This window comes from Paucibacter soli (assembly GCF_037482845.1).
Taxonomy (GTDB): Bacteria; Pseudomonadota; Gammaproteobacteria; order Burkholderiales; family Burkholderiaceae_C; genus Paucibacter_B; species Paucibacter_B soli.
This window is the reverse complement of sequence record NZ_JBBHJW010000012.1, coordinates 203,372-219,776: the sequence shown is the minus strand read 5'-3', so window position 1 is coordinate 219,776 and position 16,405 is coordinate 203,372. Positions and strand designations below refer to the sequence as shown.

Here is a 16,405-nt window from a genome sequence, read left to right as displayed (position 1 = left end):
TGAACCTGAAGACAAGACCTGACCCTTGCCGACAGTACTTGCCGGCGAAGACCCCCCCATCAATGCAAGGCAAGGGCCGCAGCAGCGGCCCTTTGTTTGCTCGCTTGTTCATCCCTATTCATCGGTGCACGCCGGCAGCGGCCTTGCGCCTGATCTTGCTGGCGGGCTTGGCCGGTTCCGGCGCATCACCGACTGCGTGGCGTGGTGCTTGTGGATCAGTGCTTCGAGCAGCCCACTGGCGAGTCCCTTGTCGTCGTCGCGTTGGCGCCAAAAGGATCGCGGGGTTCTCTGGTGGAGTGGCCAAGGTGGCGGTGGCCAGCATGAGCGCGGCATACACGGGCGCCGTACGGCGCCAACATCAGACGTTCCATCCGGTCAGTGGGCCAGTGGGCAGTGCTCCTTCATCAGAAGACTCCACCCTGCCGAGTTGAATGCAGGTCAGCGCTCGGCTCCGTGCGGCTGCGAGTCGCGCACATAGGCCTCGAAGGCCGCGGCCGGCAGCGGCCGGCTGAAGTGGTAGCCCTGCACCTCGTTGCAACCGCGCTCGCGCAGATAGGCCAGCTGGCCGGCCGTTTCCACGCCCTCGGCAATCGTCTGCAGGCCCAGGCTGCCGGCCATGCTGATGATGGCGCTGACGATGGCGCGATCTTCCGGATCGTCGCTGAGGTCGCGCACAAAGCTCTGGTCGATCTTGAGCTTGTAGACGCGGAACTTCTTCAGATAGCTGAGCGAGGAATAGCCGGTACCGAAATCGTCGATGGACAGACGGATACCGCGCGCATACAGGTCGTTCATCACCGCGATCGCGCCGAGCGGATCCACCATCGCCACGCCCTCGGTGAGTTCCAGCTCCAGCAGGCGTGCCGGCACCTGCGCCTCGGCCAGGATGCGGCTCACCAGCGCCGGCAGGTCGGCATGGCGGAACTGCACCGAGGAGAGGTTTACCGCCATGGTCAGTTCGCCCAGGCCCGCGTCCATCCAGCGGCGCAGCTGTTGCGTGGCGCTGCGCAGCACCCATTCACCGATCGGCAGGATCAGGCCGCAGTTCTCGGCCACCGGGATGAACTCGGCCGGCGAGATCGCCCCCAGCTCCGGGTGGCTCCAGCGCAGCAAGGCCTCGGCGCCGATCACGCGGCCGCTTTGCAGTTCGACCTGGGGCTGGTAATGCAGGGCCAGCTGCTCGCGCTCGAGCGCACGTCGCAGCGCATTCTCCAGCGTCAGCGCGCGCACCGATTGGGCCTGCATCTCGCCGGTGAAGAAGCGCAGCGCATTGCGGCCGTCGCGCTTGGCGCGGTACATGGCGGTGTCCGCGCATTTGCACAAGGTGTCGAAATCATCGCCGTCGCCGGGGAACAGCGCGATGCCGATCGAGGGCGTCACCGCCAGCTCGTGTTGCTCGATCTGGAAGGGCTGCGCGGCCAGCTCCATCACCTTCACCGCCACATGGGTGGCGCCCTGCATATCGGTACCGGGCAGCACCAGCACGAACTCGTCGCCGCCCAGGCGCGAGACCGTGTCCTGCTCGCGCACCGCGCCCTTGAGCCGGCCCGCCAGCTGGCGCAGGAGTTCGTCGCCGACGCGGTGGCCCAGCGAGTCGTTGACCTTCTTGAAGTGATCGAGGTCGAGGAACAGCACCGCCAGCGTCTCGCCATGGCGGCGCGCGATCTCGATCGCCTGGCCGGCGCGGTCGTTCAGCAGCACGCGGTTCGGCAGGCCGGTGAGGGCGTCGAAATGTGCCAGGCGCTGGATATGCGCCTCGGCCGCCTGCTGCTCGTGGATCTTCTGCTCCAGCGCCTGCACGGTCTGGCTGAGCTGGCGCGTGCGCTTGTCCACCAGATGCTCCAGCTCGCCCTTGGCACGCACCAGGGCGGCCTCGGCCTGCTTGCGCGCCGAAATGTCCATGGTGATCCAGATCGAGCCGCGCGACAGATCGTCCGCATCGATGGCCTTGCTGCGCACCTCGCACAGCACCGGCGTGCCATCCTTTCTGCGCAGCTCCATCTCGCCCTGGAAGGCGCGGCCCTGGCTGAAGGGTTCGTAGCAGCGCTGCCCGGCCTCTTCCCAGGCGGCGTCGCTGAGATACCACTGGCGCGAGGAGCTGCCGTCCAGCTCGCCGGGTGCGTAGCCGAACAGCTCCTCGAAGGCGCGGTTGCAGCGCGTCACGCGGCGTTCGCGCAGGAACACAATGCCCACCATGGCGTGGTCAAAGATCAGCTGTTGTTCGGCGGTGATGGCCTGCAGCGCGGCCTCGGCGCGCTTTTGCTCGTCGATGTCGTCGACGATCCAGATCGAACCCTCGGCGGCGTCGTCCGGGTCGATCAGGCGGCCGGTCAGGCTGCACCAGAACAACTGGCCGGAGGAGACCCGCTTCATCAGGCGCTCGGTCTTGAAGCGCTGGCCGCTGGCCATCACCGGGTAGGCCGCGGCGCCAAGCGCCCGGTAGTCGGCCTCGGTGGGATAGATGGACTTGGCGCTGGTGCCTGCAATCGCCTGCGGGCTGTCGAAGCCGAAGATCTCGGCATAGCGCTGATTGCATTGCTGGATCACGCGCTGCTTCACGAACACGATGCCGACGCCGGCGTTCTCCAGCAGCAGATCGCGCTCGCGCAAGGCCTGCACCAGCTGCGCATTGACATCGCTGGCGACGGGCGGGGAGCCGGGATCCTGGGCGGGCATGTGGGCTGGGGCTGGTGCCGGTGGGGCGCGTTTGGCGACGGGGCGATTCTGCGGCATGCGCCGCCTCGCCCATCCCCGTAAAAGCCCCTGCAGTGGCGCACAATGACCCGATCTCCACCGCCCCGGACTCATCATCATGCAACGTCGCTCCCTGCTGCTTGCCCCGGCGTTTCTTGCATGGCCTACCGTGCGGGCACAGCAGACCCGCCAGGACTGGTTCATCTTCCTGGAGACCGGCAAGCCCACGCCGCCCGACAAGGAGGCCGTGGCGGCCATGCAGCGCGGCCACATCGAGAACTTCAAGCGCCTGTTTGCCGAGGGCAAGCTGTTTGCCGCCGGGCCCTTGCTGGACCCGGCACGCGTCAAGCGCGGCATCGTGGTGGTGAAGGCCGCGTCGATGGAGGAGTTGATCGGTTATTTCCAGCCCGACGAGTATGTGCGCGAGGGCTATATGACGCTGAACGCCCAGCCCGCCACCATCCAGCGTGCCCTGCACCATGAGGGCATAGACCCGGAGGGCATCGAGGAGGTGCGCATCGCGCTGCTGGGCCGGCCGGCGCAGGCGGACATGGCCGAAGCGGCGGCAAGGCATGCGCATCTGCAGACCCTGCTGGATAGCGGCCAGATCGGCGCCTGGTACAGCCCGCAGCAAGGCCCGGTGGCCGAGGTGCTGTTTGCGCGCGGCACCGACAGCGCCGCGCTCGAGTCCGCCCTGGCCGCCTACCCCGGCGCGGCGGTGTGGCGCCAATGGCTGGGCAAGCGCGTGCTGCGCTGAGCGTTGCAATGCCCGAGATCTTCGGCCTGGACGCCTATTCGCCGCAGCAGGTGGCGGCACGCGTCAGCGAGGTGGGCGTGGCCAAGGCGCGCCTGCCGCTGCTGACCCTGGGCTTGCTGGGCCTGCTGGCGGGGGCCTTCATAGGCCTGGGCGCGCTGATGTACACCCTGGTGGCCAGCGATCCGGGCCTGGGCTTTGCCGCCAAACGCCTGCTCGGTGGCCTGGTGTTTTCGCTCGGCCTGGTGATGGTGAGCGTGGCCGGTGCCGAGCTGTTCACTGGCAACAACCTGATCGTGATGGCCTGGGCCGCCGGCCGCGTCGGCACGGCCGAGCTCCTGCGCAACTGGGGCGTGGTCTGCCTGGCGAATCTGCTCGGCGCCGCCGGCATGGCGCTGCTGGCCTGGCGGTCCGGCCATGGCGACCTTCTGCAGGGGGCGGTGGGCCAGACGGTGATCGAGATCGCCCGTGCCAAGACCCAGCTGCCCTGGGACGTGGCCCTGGTGCGCGGCATGCTGTGCAATGTGCTGGTGTGCATGGCCGTGTGGATGGCGATGGCGGGGCGCAGCGTCACCGACAAGGTGCTGGCCATCGTGTTCCCCATCACCGCCTTTGTGGCCGCGGGCTTCGAGCACTCGATCGCCAATATGTACTTCTTCCCGCTCGCCCTGCTGCTCGGCGAGCCGCTCAGTCTGCAGGCCATGTTGGGCAATCTGCTGCCGGTGCTGGCGGGCAATATCGTTGGCGGCAGCGTGCTGGTGGCGCTGGTGTACTGGCTGATCTATTTGCGGCGCGCGCCTTCCTAGATGCGTTTGGCCAGGGCCTCGGCACGGCCCGTGTAGCTGCCCGGGGTCATTGCCAGCAGGCGCGCCTTCTCGGACTCGGGCAGTTCCAGCGTGGCGATGAATTCGCGGATCGACTCGGCCGTGATGGCCTTGCCGCGCGTCAGTTCCTTCAGGCGCTCGTAGGGGTTGGGCAGGGCGTAGCGGCGCATCACGGTCTGGATCGGCTCGGCCAGCACTTCCCAGGCGCTGTCGAGGTCAGCGGCCAGCGCGGCCTCGTTGATCTCGAGCTTGTCCAGACCCTTGAGCAGCGAGTCGTAGCCCAGCACCGCATAGCCCAGCGCCACGCCCATATTGCGCAGCACCGTGGAGTCGGTGAGGTCGCGCTGCCAGCGGCTGATCGGCAGCTTCTGGCTCAGGTGCGTAAGCACCGCGTTGGCGAGGCCGAAATTGCCTTCGGCGTTCTCGAAGTCGATCGGATTCACCTTGTGCGGCATGGTCGAGCTGCCGATCTCGCCCGCCTTGGTGCGCTGCTTGAAATAGCCCAGCGAGACATAGCCCCAGACATCGCGCGACCAGTCGATCAGGATGGTGTTGGTGCGCGTCACCGCGTCGAACAGCTCGGCCATGTAGTCGTGCGGCTCGATCTGGATCGTGTAGGGGTTGAACGTCAGGCCCAGCGGTCCCTCGATGACGCGCTGGCTGAAGGCCTCCCAGTCGTGCTCGGGCCAGGCGCTCAGGTGGGCGTTGTAGTTGCCCACCGCGCCGTTCATCTTGGCCAGCAGCTTGACATCGGCGATGCGCGCACGCGCCGCCCGCAGGCGCGCCACCACATTGGCGATCTCCTTGCCCACCGTGGTGGGGCTGGCGGTCTGGCCATGGGTGCGGCTGAGCATGGGCGTGGCGGCCAGGGTATGGGCCATGCCGGCGAGCTTGTCGACGATACGGTCGATGGTGGGCAGCAGCACCTCGGCGCGCGCGGCCTTCAGCATCAGGCCATGGCTGGTGTTGTTGATGTCCTCGCTGGTGCAGGCGAAGTGCACGAATTCGCCGGCCGCCTTCAACTCGGGGTTGGCGTCGAAGCGCGACTTGATCCAGTACTCGACCGCCTTGACGTCGTGGTTGGTGGTCTTCTCGATGTCCTTGATGGCCTGGGCATCGGCCTCCGAGAAGCGCGCCACCAGGCCGCGCAGCAGGCCGCGCGCGGCCTCCGAGAGCGGCTTGAATTCGTCGAAGCCGGCGTCCGACAGGGCGATGAACCATTCCACCTCGACCTGCACGCGGCGGTGCATCAGGCCGAACTCCGACAGCAGCGGGCGCAGGGCGGCCACGCGCGAGGCATAGCGGCCGTCCAGGGGCGAGAGGGCGGAGAGTGCTGAGAGGTTCATGGCTGGGCGTGGTGGTCGGGAGAAACCCGGGGATTTTAGGGCTAGCGCACAAAGTCCGGTCTTACCCCAATGACAGAGATCGGGCGCGACTGCTTAATCGCCTGCTTTTCGCACCAGAGAAGTTCGAACGGATCATGGCTTTGGATGGATCGCTGCGCCTGATGCGCGTGCACGAGATGGATACCCTGGCCTGGGCGCCGCTGCTGGCCGCCAGCAAGGCCGAGGGCCAGCAGATGCTGGGCCGGCTGCTGGACGACTGGCGCAGCGGCGCCAACCGCTTCGATGGCCCCGGTGAATCGCTCTGGGGCCTGCAGGACGCGCGCGGCCAATGGGTGGCGGTGGGCGGGCTGAACCTGGAGCCCGCGCCCGGCCGGCGCGGCGCGGCGCGCATGCGGCGCTTCTATGTGCACCCGGATTACCGCGGCCTGGGCTGCGCACGCCGCCTGTTCGCGGCCGTGCTGGCCGCCGCACAGGGCCGGTTCGAGCGCCTGCATGTCAACACCCAGAGCGCCGGCTCGGCCGCCTTCTGGGCGCGCTGCGGCTTTGCGCCGGTGGCCGAGAGCCCGGCCTATACCCATGTGAGACTGCTGCCCGGCCGCATGGCTTGAAGCCTTGCGCGCGGCATGCAAGACTGCAGGCGCAGCGGCGTGGTGCCGCAAGCGGAGCCGCCCATGCACAGACGCCTGACACTGCTGCTGCTGACTGCAGGCCTTTTGCGGGCCGCCACCGCAGCAGCAGCAAATGCCGAGCCCATGCAGTACAGCGTGGGGGTGCAGGACTATGAGAACTACCTGCCCTATTCCGAATACAAGCAGGGCGAGTACCGCGGCCTGAGCCGTGATGTGCTGGACGCCTTTGCCAAGGCGCAGGGCTACCGCTTCGTCTATCAGGTATTGCCGCTGAAGCGCCGCGATGCGATGTTTGTGCGTGGTGAGCTGGACCTGTCCTTCCCCGACAACCCGAACTGGGTGACGGTGCTGAAGCAGGGGCGCCACATCAGCTACGCGCCGGTGCTGGAGTTCACCGACGGCGTGCTGGTACGCCAGGCCGACAAGGGCAAGCCGCTGGCGCGCATCAAGACCCTGGGCATCCCCTTGGGCTTCACGCCCTATCCCTATCAGCAGCTGGTGAACTCGGGCGCGATGCGCCTGGAGGAATCGGCGCGCTACGACAAGCTGTACGAGAAGCTGGCGCGCGGTCATGTCGACGCCGCCTATATGAACACGCGCGTGGCCGAGCATTACTGGCGCGACGTGGCGCGTGAGGCGCGCGCTCCGGCGGTCTACGACCCCGACCTGCCGCATGCCAGCGACTTCCACTACCTGGCCTCGTTCAAACACCCCGAACTGATCGCGCAGTTCCGTGAGTTCATGAAGAACAACAAGGCCCTGATCGACGAGCTCAAGCGCCGCTATGGTTTTCAGTAGCGGGCTGCCTGGCTTGAAGTCCGTGCAGGCGCGTGAAACACTGGCGGCGTCGCACCATGCGATGTCGCCGGGAGAGCCGTCATGGCCTATCTCAGAACGCTTGGCCTGTGCCTGTGGTGTGTCAGCGCCGCGAGCGCTGGCGCGCAGACGCCCAGCTACACGATAGGGGTGGAAGACTACGAGAACTTCCTGCCCTATTCGGAGTTCAAGGGTGGCGAATACCGGGGTCTGGGGCGCGACATGCTGGACGCCTTTGCCAAGCAGCGCGGCTTTCGCTTCGACTACAAGGTGCTGCCGCTGAAGCGCCGCGACACGATGTTCACGCGCGGCGAGCTGGACTTCGCTTTTCCCGACAACCCGAACTGGGTCACGGTGCTGAAGAAGGGGCTGCGCGTCAGCTATGCGCCGATGCTGGAGTTCACCGACGGCGTGCTGGTGCGGCCCGACGACAAGGGCAAGCCGGTCACCCGCATCAAGACCCTGGGCATACCGCTGGGCTTCACGCCCTATCCCTACCAGCAACTGGTGAACTCGGGCGAGATGCGGCTGGAGGAATCGGCGCGCTACGACAGGCTCTACGAGAAGCTGGTGCGCAAGCATGTGGACGGCGCCTATATGAACACGCGCATCGCCGACTACTACTTTTCCAACGTGGCGCGCTACAGCGAGGCACCGGTGGTGTTCGACCCCAGCCTGCCAAATGCCACCGGCTTCTGGTACCTCTCGTCGGTGCGCTACCCGAAACTGATCGATGAGTTTCGCGACTTTCTGTCCCACAACAAGGCGCTGATCGAGGAGCTCAAGCAGCGCTACCGTTTTCGTTAGCCGTCCGTCGCGGGCGGGCCACAATGCGGCGCACCGGCCCCGAGCCAAACTGCTAGCCCCATGAATACCTTCGCACTGCGCCCCGCCACCGCAGCCGACCTGCCCTTTCTCTTGCGGCTGCGGCAGCAGACCATGCAGGACCATCTGCTGGCCGCCGGCATCGAGCTGTCGCCACAGCAGCATCTCGAACGGGTGTTGTACCGCTTCGATGTGGCGCAGCTGCTGATGGTCGGCGGCGCAGCGGCGGGGCTGCTGAAGCTGGCCCGCGATGCCGAGCCCTGGGAGCTGCTGCAGATCCAGATTGCGCCGGACTTTCAGGGCCGCGGCCTGGGCCGGCAGCTGATCGAGCAGGTGATCGCCGAGGCGCGCCGGGCGCGCGCATCGATACGGCTGGGCGTGCTCAAACACAACCCTGCCAAGCGCCTGTACGACAGCCTGGGCTTTGTGGTGCTCGCCACCGACGAGCGGGAGTTCCAGATGCTGTTCAGGCCTTGAGCGCGCGCCGCGCCTGCCAGTCGGGGCGCAGGATCGCGTATTGCGCACCATCCGCATACTCGCCGCGAATGAAGACCACGCCGCGCAGCAGGCCCTCGAACTGCATGCCGGCCTTCTCGGCGATGCGGCGCGAGCCCAGATTGCCGGGCGCAGTGTTGCAGCAGACGCGATGCACCTGCTCGAAGTTGAGGAACAGGTAGTCCACCAGGGCTTGCGCCGCGGCGCTGCCATAGCCCTGGCCGCGCAAGGCCGGGTCGTGGATGCTCCAGCCGATCTCGCGCGCGGTCGAGTAGCGATGGGCGAGGAAGTGCGAGACGCTGCCGATCACCGCGCCGGCCTCGTCGCACACCAGCAGGCGCTCGTTGGCCTCGCTGGAAAAACCGTCCTCGGCAAAGCGCTTGCGGATCGACTGCTCGCCGTTCATGCGGGTGGACTCGAACTCGCCGCGCCACTCGGTGTGCGTGGCCTGCTCGATCAGCAGGGGCAGATCGGATTCGCGCACATGGCGCAGGCTGATATGGCGTTTGCTCATGCCTGCAACGATAGCAGCGTCAGCGGCCTTGGGGCGCGAAGGCCCAGCGAAGGCCGCGCGTGTAGGCACTGGGCGCCACGCTGAGGTGGTCTTCGTCGGCGATCAGCTGCGACTGCATGCGCAGGCCGCGCGGCCGCGCCGATTTCAGCAGCGCTTCGAAACGCCGCATGTCGCCCGCGATGTCGTCGCCTTCTTCGCGCGCGCCGCGCGGCCGCTCCAGCGCGCCGGCCAGCAGCAAGACCTCGGCCGGCAGCTCGCCCTTGGCCGCCAGCAGGGTGCGCGCACGCTTGAACATCAGATGGTCCTCGTACCAGAGCGACGGGCTGCTGAGGATGTAGCGCTGGAACAGGCCGGGGCTGGTCAGCAGGATGTGGCTGCCCAGCAGGGCGCCGTAGGAGTGGCCGAGGAAGCTGGTTTGGCCCATATCGGCGCGGAAGTTCTTCGCCACATAGGGCAGCACTTGCTCGGCCAGGTAGCGGCGGTAGGGCTCGGCCTCGCCATAGGCCATGGCGCTGCCGGGCCTGGGCGTGGGGGTGTAGTCGCGGTTGCGGCTGACGGTGGGGCTGTCGCCCTGGGCGTAGGAGAGGCCGATGAGGATGAAGTCCTGCAGGCCCTTGCCTTGCGCGCCGACGCGTTTGGCGATGCTGCGCAAGAGCGGGAAGCCGTAGTCGGCATCGGCGGTGAAGAGCACCGGGTAGCGGCGCTGGGTGTCGATCTCATAGCCGGCTGGCAGGCTCACAAAGAGCCGGTAGTCGCGCTGCAAATTGCTCGCGCGCAGGGCATGGACCTCGGTGCGGTCCAAGTGGTAGCTGGGGTAGTCGGTGGCTTGCGCCTTGAAGCAGCAGGCCGACAGCATCAGGGAGACCAGGGCGGGGAATAGGTGTTTGAACATGGGCGGACAATGCAGCGGCCGCGCCTGGCCGCAGTGGCGGCAGGCGCTAGCGGCTGGCTGGTGGGGGTTTAGGAGTGCAGCTTGGCCAGCGACTGGCGGATCTTGGCCGCGTCACGCAGGCGTTGGGCGGAGCCGTCGGCATCCAGCAGCACCACGGTGACGGGCTTGCCGCCGCTGGTGTTCATGCGCATGGTCAGGCAGCGACCGGCTTCCTCGGTGTAGCCGGTCTTGGAGAGCTGGATGTCCCAGCCCTTGGCGCCCACCAGGCGATTGGTGTTGTGCAGCTCGCGCGGGCGGCCATTCACCGGCACCACGTCCTTCTTGTCGCTGGTGATCTGGCTGATCTCGGGGTAGCGCGCCGCGGCGTTCGCGATCTTGGCCACTTCCTGCGCCGTCGAGGTGTTGGCGGGCGAGAGTCCAGTGGGCTCGGCGATGGCGGTGTGGCTCAGGCCCAGGCTGCGGATCTTGGCCTGCACGGCCTGCGTGAAACCGGCCAGCCCGCCCGGGTAGGTGCGCGCCAGCGCGGCGGCGGCTCGGTTCTCCGAGGACATCAGGGCCAGCTTGAGGGCGGCCATGCGCGTCATCTCGGCACCCACCCGCACGCGTGAGGCGCTGTGCTTGAGGGTGTCCACGTCTTCCTGCGCGATGCGGATCTTCTCGTTCATATCGGGCTTGGCGTCCAGCACCACCATGGCCGTCATCAGCTTGGTGAGCGAGGCGATCGGCACCACCGTGTCGGCATTCTTCTCCATCAGCACGCGGCCGCTGCCGTCTTCCAGCACCAGGGCATGCTTGGCATTGACCGGTAGCTGGAAGGCATAGCTGGCGGGGGCGGCGGTTTCGAGCGCGGGTTTCTCCGCAAGTTTGGCGGCGGCTTGTGTCCGCGCCTGGGCTTGGACCAGCAGGCTGCTGAAGGCCAGCGCCAGGGCCGGCAGGGCGAGCTTCCAGCTCGGGGTCTGGTGGCCGGGAGCGGCCAGTCGTTGTATGCGTTTGAGCAAATCGCCTCCTCGGGCGGACAGGGAGAGGTTGGGGTGCATGGTTGTTGAAGTCGGGGTCGGGTCTTGCCGGGCCTGCAGCTTGCTGAGTTCGTGCAGGGCCAGGGCCAGGCGGCGCGGCTCGCCGATGGCCTGGGCGGCGAGCTCATCGGCCACCTGCTCGCGCTCGGCGCGCATGCGGCCGGACAGCCACCACACCACCGGGTGGAAGAACAGCAGCGCCTCCACCAGGCTTTGCAGCAGGTTCAGCAGGTAATCAAGGCGGCGCACATGGGCCAGCTCATGGGCCAGCAGGGCTTCCAGCAGCGGCGTGGGCATGCCGCTGAGCAGGCTGGCGGGCACCAGCACCACCGGGCGCCACCAGCCCACGGTGAGCGGGCAGGCCAGCTCGGCCAGCACGCGCAGGGCCACCGGGCGGCGCAGGCCGAGGCGGGCGGCGAGTTGATCCGTGCGTGCTTGCCAGGCCGCGTCCACCTGGCGAGCCTGGCGGCGCAGACCTGCCACCCAGGCCAGGCCCAGGCCCAGGCGCAGGGCCATCAAGGCCACCCCCAGGCTCCAGGCCAGCACCAGCTCGGGCAGCCAGGCCAGCAGGGCCTGCCACCAGCCGGGGGTTTCGAGTTCGAGTTGGGCGGTGGCGGCTTGCAGCGAGCCGGGTTCGGCCGCCTGGTTCAGCAGCCAGGCCAGTTGCGCCAGCGGCATCAGCAGGCACAGCAGCAGGGCCGCGCCGCAAACGGCATAGCGATGGCGCGGGCTGGCGCGCCGCAGCAGGGCCAGCAGCACGGCGCAAGCCAGGCCCAGCAGCGCGCCCTGCCAGACGAAATGCAGCAGGGCCAGGCCCAGGGCCGGTACCCACAGGCTGCCCAAGGTCTCGAGCAGCGCGTTCACTTCTGGGCCCCCGCGTCGCCGTGCAGGAATTGCTCGATCTCCTCGCGTTCCTTCTTGCTCACATGGCCGCGCAGGGCAGCCATCACCAGGGCCTTGCCCGAGCCCGAGAAGGCCTTGGCAATCAGGTCCTTGAGCAGATGGGTCTGCAGCTGGTCCTGCGCCTGGGCGCTGGCATAGACATGCGAGCGCTGGCTTTCGTCGCGCGTCAGCAGGCCCTTGCCATGCATGATCTGCAGCTGGCGCAGCACGGTGGCATAGGTCGCGTCGGGGCGCTCGCCCTGCAAGGCCTCGTGCGCCTGCTTGGCCGTGGCCGGGCCGATGCGCCAGAGCGTGCGCAGCAGGTCCAGCTCGGCGGCGGTGGGTTTGCGCGGTGGGGTCAGGTCTTGCATGGCTTGCAGAATAAGTGTTCTAGAACACATTGTCTAGAACTATTTGTCTACATGAATCCGGTGCTAGGCTGGCACCCATGCTGATACGTAATATCTGCCTTCCCGATGGCCGCGTCGGCCAGGACCTGCTGGTGCAGGCCGGCCGCATTGCCGCCATCGGCCCGCAGCTGCCCGCGCCCGAGGGTGTGGAGCTGCTGGACGGCGGTGGCTGGCTGCTCAGCCCGCCCTTTGTGGACGCGCATTTCCATATGGATGCCACGCTCAGCTATGGCCTGCCGCGCGTGAACCAGAGCGGCACCCTGTTGGAGGGCATCGCCTTGTGGGGCGAGCTCAAAGCCCAGCTCACGCAGGAGGCGTTGGTGGAGCGCGCGCTGCGCTACTGCGACTGGGCGGTGGCGAAGGGCCTGCTGGCGATACGCAGCCATGTCGACGTGTGCGACGCGCGCCTGCTGGCGGTGGAGGCGCTCCTGCATGTGCGCGAACGCGTGAAGCCCTATCTGGACCTGCAGCTGGTGGCCTTCCCGCAGGACGGCCTGCTGCGCGCGCCGGGCGCGCTGGCGAACCTCAAGCGCGCGCTCGACCTGGGCGTGGACGTGGTGGGCGGCATCCCGCATTTTGAGCGCACGATGAGCGATGGCGCTGCCAGCGTGAGGCTGCTGTGCGAGCTGGCGGCCGAGCGCGGCCTGCGCGTGGACATGCATTGCGACGAGAGCGACGACCCGCTCTCGCGCCATGTCGAGACCCTGGCCGCCGAGACCCAGCGCCTGGGCCTGCAGGGGCGGGTGACGGGCTCGCACCTGACCTCCATGCACTCCATGGACAACTACTACGTCTCCAAGCTGATCCCGCTGATGGCCGAGGCGCAGCTGCACGCGGTGGCGAATCCGCTCATCAACATCACGCTGCAGGGCCGCCACGACAGCTACCCCAAGCGCCGCGGCATGACGCGCGTGCCCGAGCTGATGGCGGCCGGCATCAATGTGGGCTTTGGCCACGATTGCGTGCTCGACCCCTGGTACAGCCTGGGCAGCGCCGACATGCTGGAGGTGGCAAGCATGGGCCTGCATGTGGCCCAACAGACCTCGCAGGCGGGCATGCGCGCCTGCTTCGAGGCGGTGACGAGCAACAACGCTCGCGTGCTGGGCCTGGACGGCTATGGCCTGGCATCCGGCTGCCATGCCGACTTCGTGCTGCTGCAGGCGCGCGATCCGGTGGAGGCAATACGTCTGCGCGCCCAGCGCCTGCTGGTGGTGCGCCGCGGTCGGGTGCTGAGCCGGATGGCCCCCGCCGAGGCCAGGCTCAGCCTGCCGGGGCGGCCGGAGGTGGTCGACTGGAGCCTGGGGTAGGCCCTGGCCTTCCCATGAACTAGGGCTGGTGATCGTGGCGCGTCTGGGTATAACCCGTGCAGCGGTCGCGTCAGCAGCGCCGACCCCCCCTTTCAAGGAGCCTCGCATGCGTATCCGAATCGCCGCCCGTGCCGCTTTTGCCGCACTCGCCGTTCTTGGCGCCGCCTTGCCCATGGCGGCACAGGCCACGGTCTACCAGTTCAATGCCGGCCTCAACGGCGCCAATGAGATCGGCGGCGGCTCTGGTGCCACAGCCGTTGGGCTGGCGACCTTGTTCTATGACGACAGGGGCACGGCGTCACTGCTGGATGACAGCTACGACTTCACGATGGCGGTGTTTGCACTCTCCGGGGCGTCAGGGGGCAGGGCGGCAAGTGGCTTCCACATTCACGGCGCGGCCACCACTACTGAAAACGGGCCGGTGCGTGTCAATCTGGATGACGTGGCTTTCCCAGCCTTTAATGCGGGCAGTACCCTGCTGGTAGGGGGCAGTGGCATTACCCCGCCCACGATTGGAGTGACCGCAGCAACTGGCAGCAACGCCGGCCATCCCGCGATGTCCTTTCTTGACATGCTCAAGGGCGGCTTGGCCTACGTCAATGTCCACACCAGCCTGAACCCCGGCGGGGCGGTGCGCGGCCAGCTGGTCCAGGTGGCCGCGGTGGTGCCCGAGCCGGCCAGCATGGCGCTGATGTTCAGCGGCCTGGGCGTGCTGGGCTTGCTGGCACGTCGACGCCGCTATTGAGAGTCGGCGCCGAAGAAGCGTTTGCGTTCGGCATCCGCCGGATGGCTGGAGAAGGCGATCGGCAGGCTGGCCGCCTCGGCATGCTGGCGCTCGCGCGCGAGGCGCTCGAAGAAGTCCAGCATCACGCGCGGCGAGATGCCGGCCGCCAGCAGGCAGCGGCGCGCCTCGGCATCGGCCTCGCGTTCGAAGTCGCGCGAATAGGCCTGCTGCGTCAGCAGCGCGGGCATACCCGCCAGCAGGGTGGAGAAATCGCCCACCACCAGACCGGCCAGCGCACTCAGCAGGCTGGCCTGCACCGCCAGACGCAGGCCGTGGCGTTGCCTTACATGGCCCAGCTCATGGGCCAGCACGCCCAGCACGGCATCCGGGCGTTCGCGCATCAGCAGCACCAGCGCGTCGGTGAGCACGATGGCGCCACCCGGCAAGGCGAAGGCATTCGGACCGAAGGCGTCGGAGGCGGCACGGAAGTGCAATTGGTAGGCCGGCGCCTGGCCTGAGGCATGGGCCTGCGCCACCAGGGCGGCAAAGCGTTGGCGCAGCCCTTCCTGTTCGGCGGGCGGTAGCTGGCTGGGCCGCAACCAATGTGATTCCAGCTGCGCCAGGGTCTGGGCACCGATCTGCTGTTCCAGCGCCGGCGGCAGCCAGCGCAGGGCCGCCTCGGTGGCCAGCGGCACGCCCCAGCGCCAGGCCAGCAGCAGCATGGCCAGCAGCAGCGCCAGGGCGGTTCCCGCCAGCCGCCAGTTCTGCATCCAGCGCACCGTCAGGCTGTCGCGCAGGCCGGAGGCGCGCGCCCAGTCGTCCCAGAGCGCGGCATCGGCACAGCTGAGCACGCCGCCATCGGGCAGCAGGGCCTGGCGCTGGCCATGGCGCTGGCGCTCGGGCCAGCGCACGCGGCGCAGCGGGTACTGGTGCTGCTGCAGGCCGCAGTCCAGGTGCAGGCGGCCATCCAGCAGCTGGATCTCGGCACGCTGCGGGCGCGCACTGCGGCCATCGAAGTAATCGAGCTGCAGGCGCGGCGCCATGCTCACAAGCCCATGTCGATGCCGAAGAAGTCGCCCGCCGCATCGCCGGCGGCGTCGTCCTGCGCGATGCACTGGCGCACCACCCAGCCGTCCAGGTCGCCTTCGACCATCAGGCTCATGGCCTGCAAGCGCATGCGCGCGGTGTGCACGGCCGCGAAGGGGCGGTACAAGCCCAGGGTAAGGGCGGTGAGCAGCCAGTTCTTCAGCGTCAGCCAGGCCAGCGGGCGCGCCGGCAGATCGCTCTGCAATTGCAGCAGGTCCGAGGCCGTGCCGTTCCAGACCAGGTTCTGCAGGCGCGCGCTCACATAGGGTGTTATGAGTGCAAAGTACAGCAGATAGGCGAGCGGCAGCGCCAGCATCAGCCAGAACAGCAGGGGCTTGTGGACGAGCGCGGCGATGGCGGCCAGCGCACCCAGCAGCGCCAGGGGCAGCAGGGTCAGCAGCAGCGCCTTGAGGCCGATGCCGTAGAAACGTCGCGTCGGCACGGCGAGCTCGGTCTGCTGGTCGGCATAGGTATAGCCACCATGTTGGTAGCGTTTGATGCGCGCCACGCCCCAGGGCAGCATGAGCAGCATCAGCAAGAAGCTGGCCGCCATGCTGAGCCCCAGCAGGGGCGGCAAGGGGGCGCGGGGGTCGGGGCTGTCCGGCGCGAACAGGGTTTGCCCGGCCACCATCAGCAGGGCCGGCACATACAGCGGTAGCAGGGCCGCATAGGCGCCGGCGCTGCTGCCGTTGAATCCCAGGTGCAGGCCGCGCCAGCTGGTGTTGGCGAGACGGAACTGCAGGCCGGCACGCCACAGCGCCGGCCACAGCCCGCACAGCAAGGCAAAGGCAGCCAGGGCGCTCAGCGGCGAGAAGCGCGCGGCGACGCCATAGGCCAGGGTCAGCAGCGCCAGCAGCAGGAAGCCACGCAGCATCTTCCAGGGGTCGCCGTGAAAGCCCAGGGCCTGGCCGTCGATCAGCGTGTTGCTGTAGAAATAGCTCAGCCGCCGCGCCTTGGCGAAGGGCAGATATAACCCCAGCGTGACCAGGCAGAGCAGCAGGTTGACGATCCAGATGCGGAAATACTCGCTGCCCGAGCCGGTGAAGCTCAGGTCCAGCTTGCGCTTGCGGTACTGCGAATGTGGCCAGCCGGACAGATTGCCCAGGGTCGAATCGGCCGCCATGCGGCCGCTGTTGTTGCCATTGCTCATCGAGCCTCCCTCCTTGAATATCGCCTGGATGACGATTTGTC

16 protein-coding genes are annotated in these 16,405 nt (G+C 67.9%); 8 read left to right on the top strand and 8 right to left on the bottom strand.

Annotation, left to right across the window (positions count from 1 at the left end; all coding sequences use genetic code 11):
- Positions 1-438 precede the first annotated feature (438 nt).
- Positions 439-2,676 (bottom strand): sensor domain-containing protein, encoded by a 2,238-nt coding sequence (locus WG898_RS22865; RefSeq protein ID WP_339605091.1) that lies wholly within the window; start codon positions 2,674-2,676, stop codon positions 439-441.
- A gap of 136 nt (positions 2,677-2,812) precedes the next feature.
- Here WG898_RS22865 and WG898_RS22860 point away from each other — a divergent pair, with 136 nt between their 5' ends.
- Positions 2,813-3,451 carry a YciI family protein gene (locus WG898_RS22860; RefSeq protein ID WP_339605090.1) on the top strand — a complete coding sequence of 213 codons (639 nt, stop codon included), beginning with the start codon at positions 2,813-2,815 and terminating at the stop codon, positions 3,449-3,451.
- A gap of 8 nt (positions 3,452-3,459) precedes the next feature.
- Entirely contained in the window at positions 3,460-4,254 is a 795-nt protein-coding gene (locus WG898_RS22855; protein ID WP_339605089.1) for a formate/nitrite transporter family protein, read from the top strand.
- On the opposite strand, the gene purB is transcribed toward WG898_RS22855, so the two are convergent.
- Positions 4,251-5,618, bottom strand: coding sequence for an adenylosuccinate lyase (purB, locus tag WG898_RS22850; protein WP_339605088.1), 1,368 nt, complete (start codon positions 5,616-5,618; stop codon positions 4,251-4,253). The two genes, WG898_RS22855 and purB, sit on opposite strands and share 4 nt — an antisense overlap.
- Positions 5,619-5,752: 134 nt before the next feature.
- Here purB and WG898_RS22845 point away from each other — a divergent pair, with 134 nt between their 5' ends.
- The 4 genes from WG898_RS22845 (at position 5,753) to WG898_RS22830 (ending at position 8,365) form a co-directional block, all read left to right on the top strand.
- The gene (locus tag WG898_RS22845) at positions 5,753-6,226 is read left to right on the top strand and encodes a GNAT family N-acetyltransferase (protein ID WP_339605087.1); all 474 of its coding nucleotides are present in this window, start codon (positions 5,753-5,755) and stop codon (positions 6,224-6,226) included.
- 63 nt (positions 6,227-6,289) lie between these two features.
- Entirely contained in the window at positions 6,290-7,045 is a 756-nt protein-coding gene (locus tag WG898_RS22840) for a substrate-binding periplasmic protein (RefSeq protein ID WP_339605086.1), read from the top strand.
- Positions 7,046-7,126: 81 nt separating this feature from the next.
- The gene (locus WG898_RS22835) at positions 7,127-7,870 is read left to right on the top strand and encodes a substrate-binding periplasmic protein (protein ID WP_339605085.1); all 744 of its coding nucleotides are present in this window, start codon (positions 7,127-7,129) and stop codon (positions 7,868-7,870) included.
- A 60-nt stretch (positions 7,871-7,930) separates the two neighbouring features.
- Positions 7,931-8,365, top strand: coding sequence for a GNAT family N-acetyltransferase (locus WG898_RS22830; protein ID WP_339605084.1), 435 nt, complete (start codon positions 7,931-7,933; stop codon positions 8,363-8,365).
- On the opposite strand, the gene WG898_RS22825 is transcribed toward WG898_RS22830, so the two are convergent.
- The 4 genes from WG898_RS22825 to WG898_RS22810 all read right to left on the bottom strand — a co-directional run bounded on the left by WG898_RS22825 (position 8,355) and on the right by WG898_RS22810 (position 12,058).
- A complete protein-coding gene (locus WG898_RS22825; protein WP_339605083.1) occupies positions 8,355-8,897 on the bottom strand; it encodes a GNAT family N-acetyltransferase in 543 nt (180 codons plus the stop codon). The two genes, WG898_RS22830 and WG898_RS22825, sit on opposite strands and share 11 nt — an antisense overlap.
- 19 nt (positions 8,898-8,916) lie before the next feature.
- Positions 8,917-9,789 carry an alpha/beta hydrolase gene (locus WG898_RS22820; protein WP_339605082.1) on the bottom strand — a complete coding sequence of 291 codons (873 nt, stop codon included), beginning with the start codon at positions 9,787-9,789 and terminating at the stop codon, positions 8,917-8,919.
- Positions 9,790-9,857: 68 nt separating this feature from the next.
- Complete coding sequence (locus WG898_RS22815; RefSeq protein WP_339605081.1) at positions 9,858-11,669, bottom strand: M56 family metallopeptidase; 1,812 nt, start codon at positions 11,667-11,669, stop codon at positions 9,858-9,860.
- Positions 11,666-12,058 (bottom strand): BlaI/MecI/CopY family transcriptional regulator, encoded by a 393-nt coding sequence (locus tag WG898_RS22810; protein WP_339605080.1) that lies wholly within the window; start codon positions 12,056-12,058, stop codon positions 11,666-11,668. Before WG898_RS22810 ends, WG898_RS22815 begins: the two co-directional genes overlap by 4 nt.
- A 77-nt stretch (positions 12,059-12,135) precedes the next feature.
- Here WG898_RS22810 and WG898_RS22805 point away from each other — a divergent pair, with 77 nt between their 5' ends.
- Together WG898_RS22805 and WG898_RS22800 are read left to right on the top strand one after the other, a co-directional pair.
- Positions 12,136-13,404: an amidohydrolase family protein gene (locus tag WG898_RS22805; protein ID WP_444718988.1), complete on the top strand. Its 1,269-nt coding sequence runs from the start codon at positions 12,136-12,138 to the stop codon at positions 13,402-13,404.
- A 106-nt stretch (positions 13,405-13,510) separates the two neighbouring features.
- Positions 13,511-14,149, top strand: coding sequence for a CHRD domain-containing protein (locus tag WG898_RS22800; protein WP_339605079.1), 639 nt, complete (start codon positions 13,511-13,513; stop codon positions 14,147-14,149).
- Here WG898_RS22800 and WG898_RS22795 read toward each other — a convergent pair.
- Complete coding sequence (locus WG898_RS22795) at positions 14,143-15,171, bottom strand: M48 family metallopeptidase (protein ID WP_339605078.1); 1,029 nt, start codon at positions 15,169-15,171, stop codon at positions 14,143-14,145. The genes WG898_RS22800 and WG898_RS22795 overlap by 7 nt on opposite strands.
- Positions 15,172-15,173: 2 nt before the next feature.
- Positions 15,174-16,364, bottom strand: a complete 1,191-nt coding sequence (locus WG898_RS22790) for a YjgN family protein (RefSeq protein ID WP_339605077.1) — start codon at positions 16,362-16,364, stop codon at positions 15,174-15,176.
- Positions 16,365-16,405 lie beyond the last annotated feature (41 nt).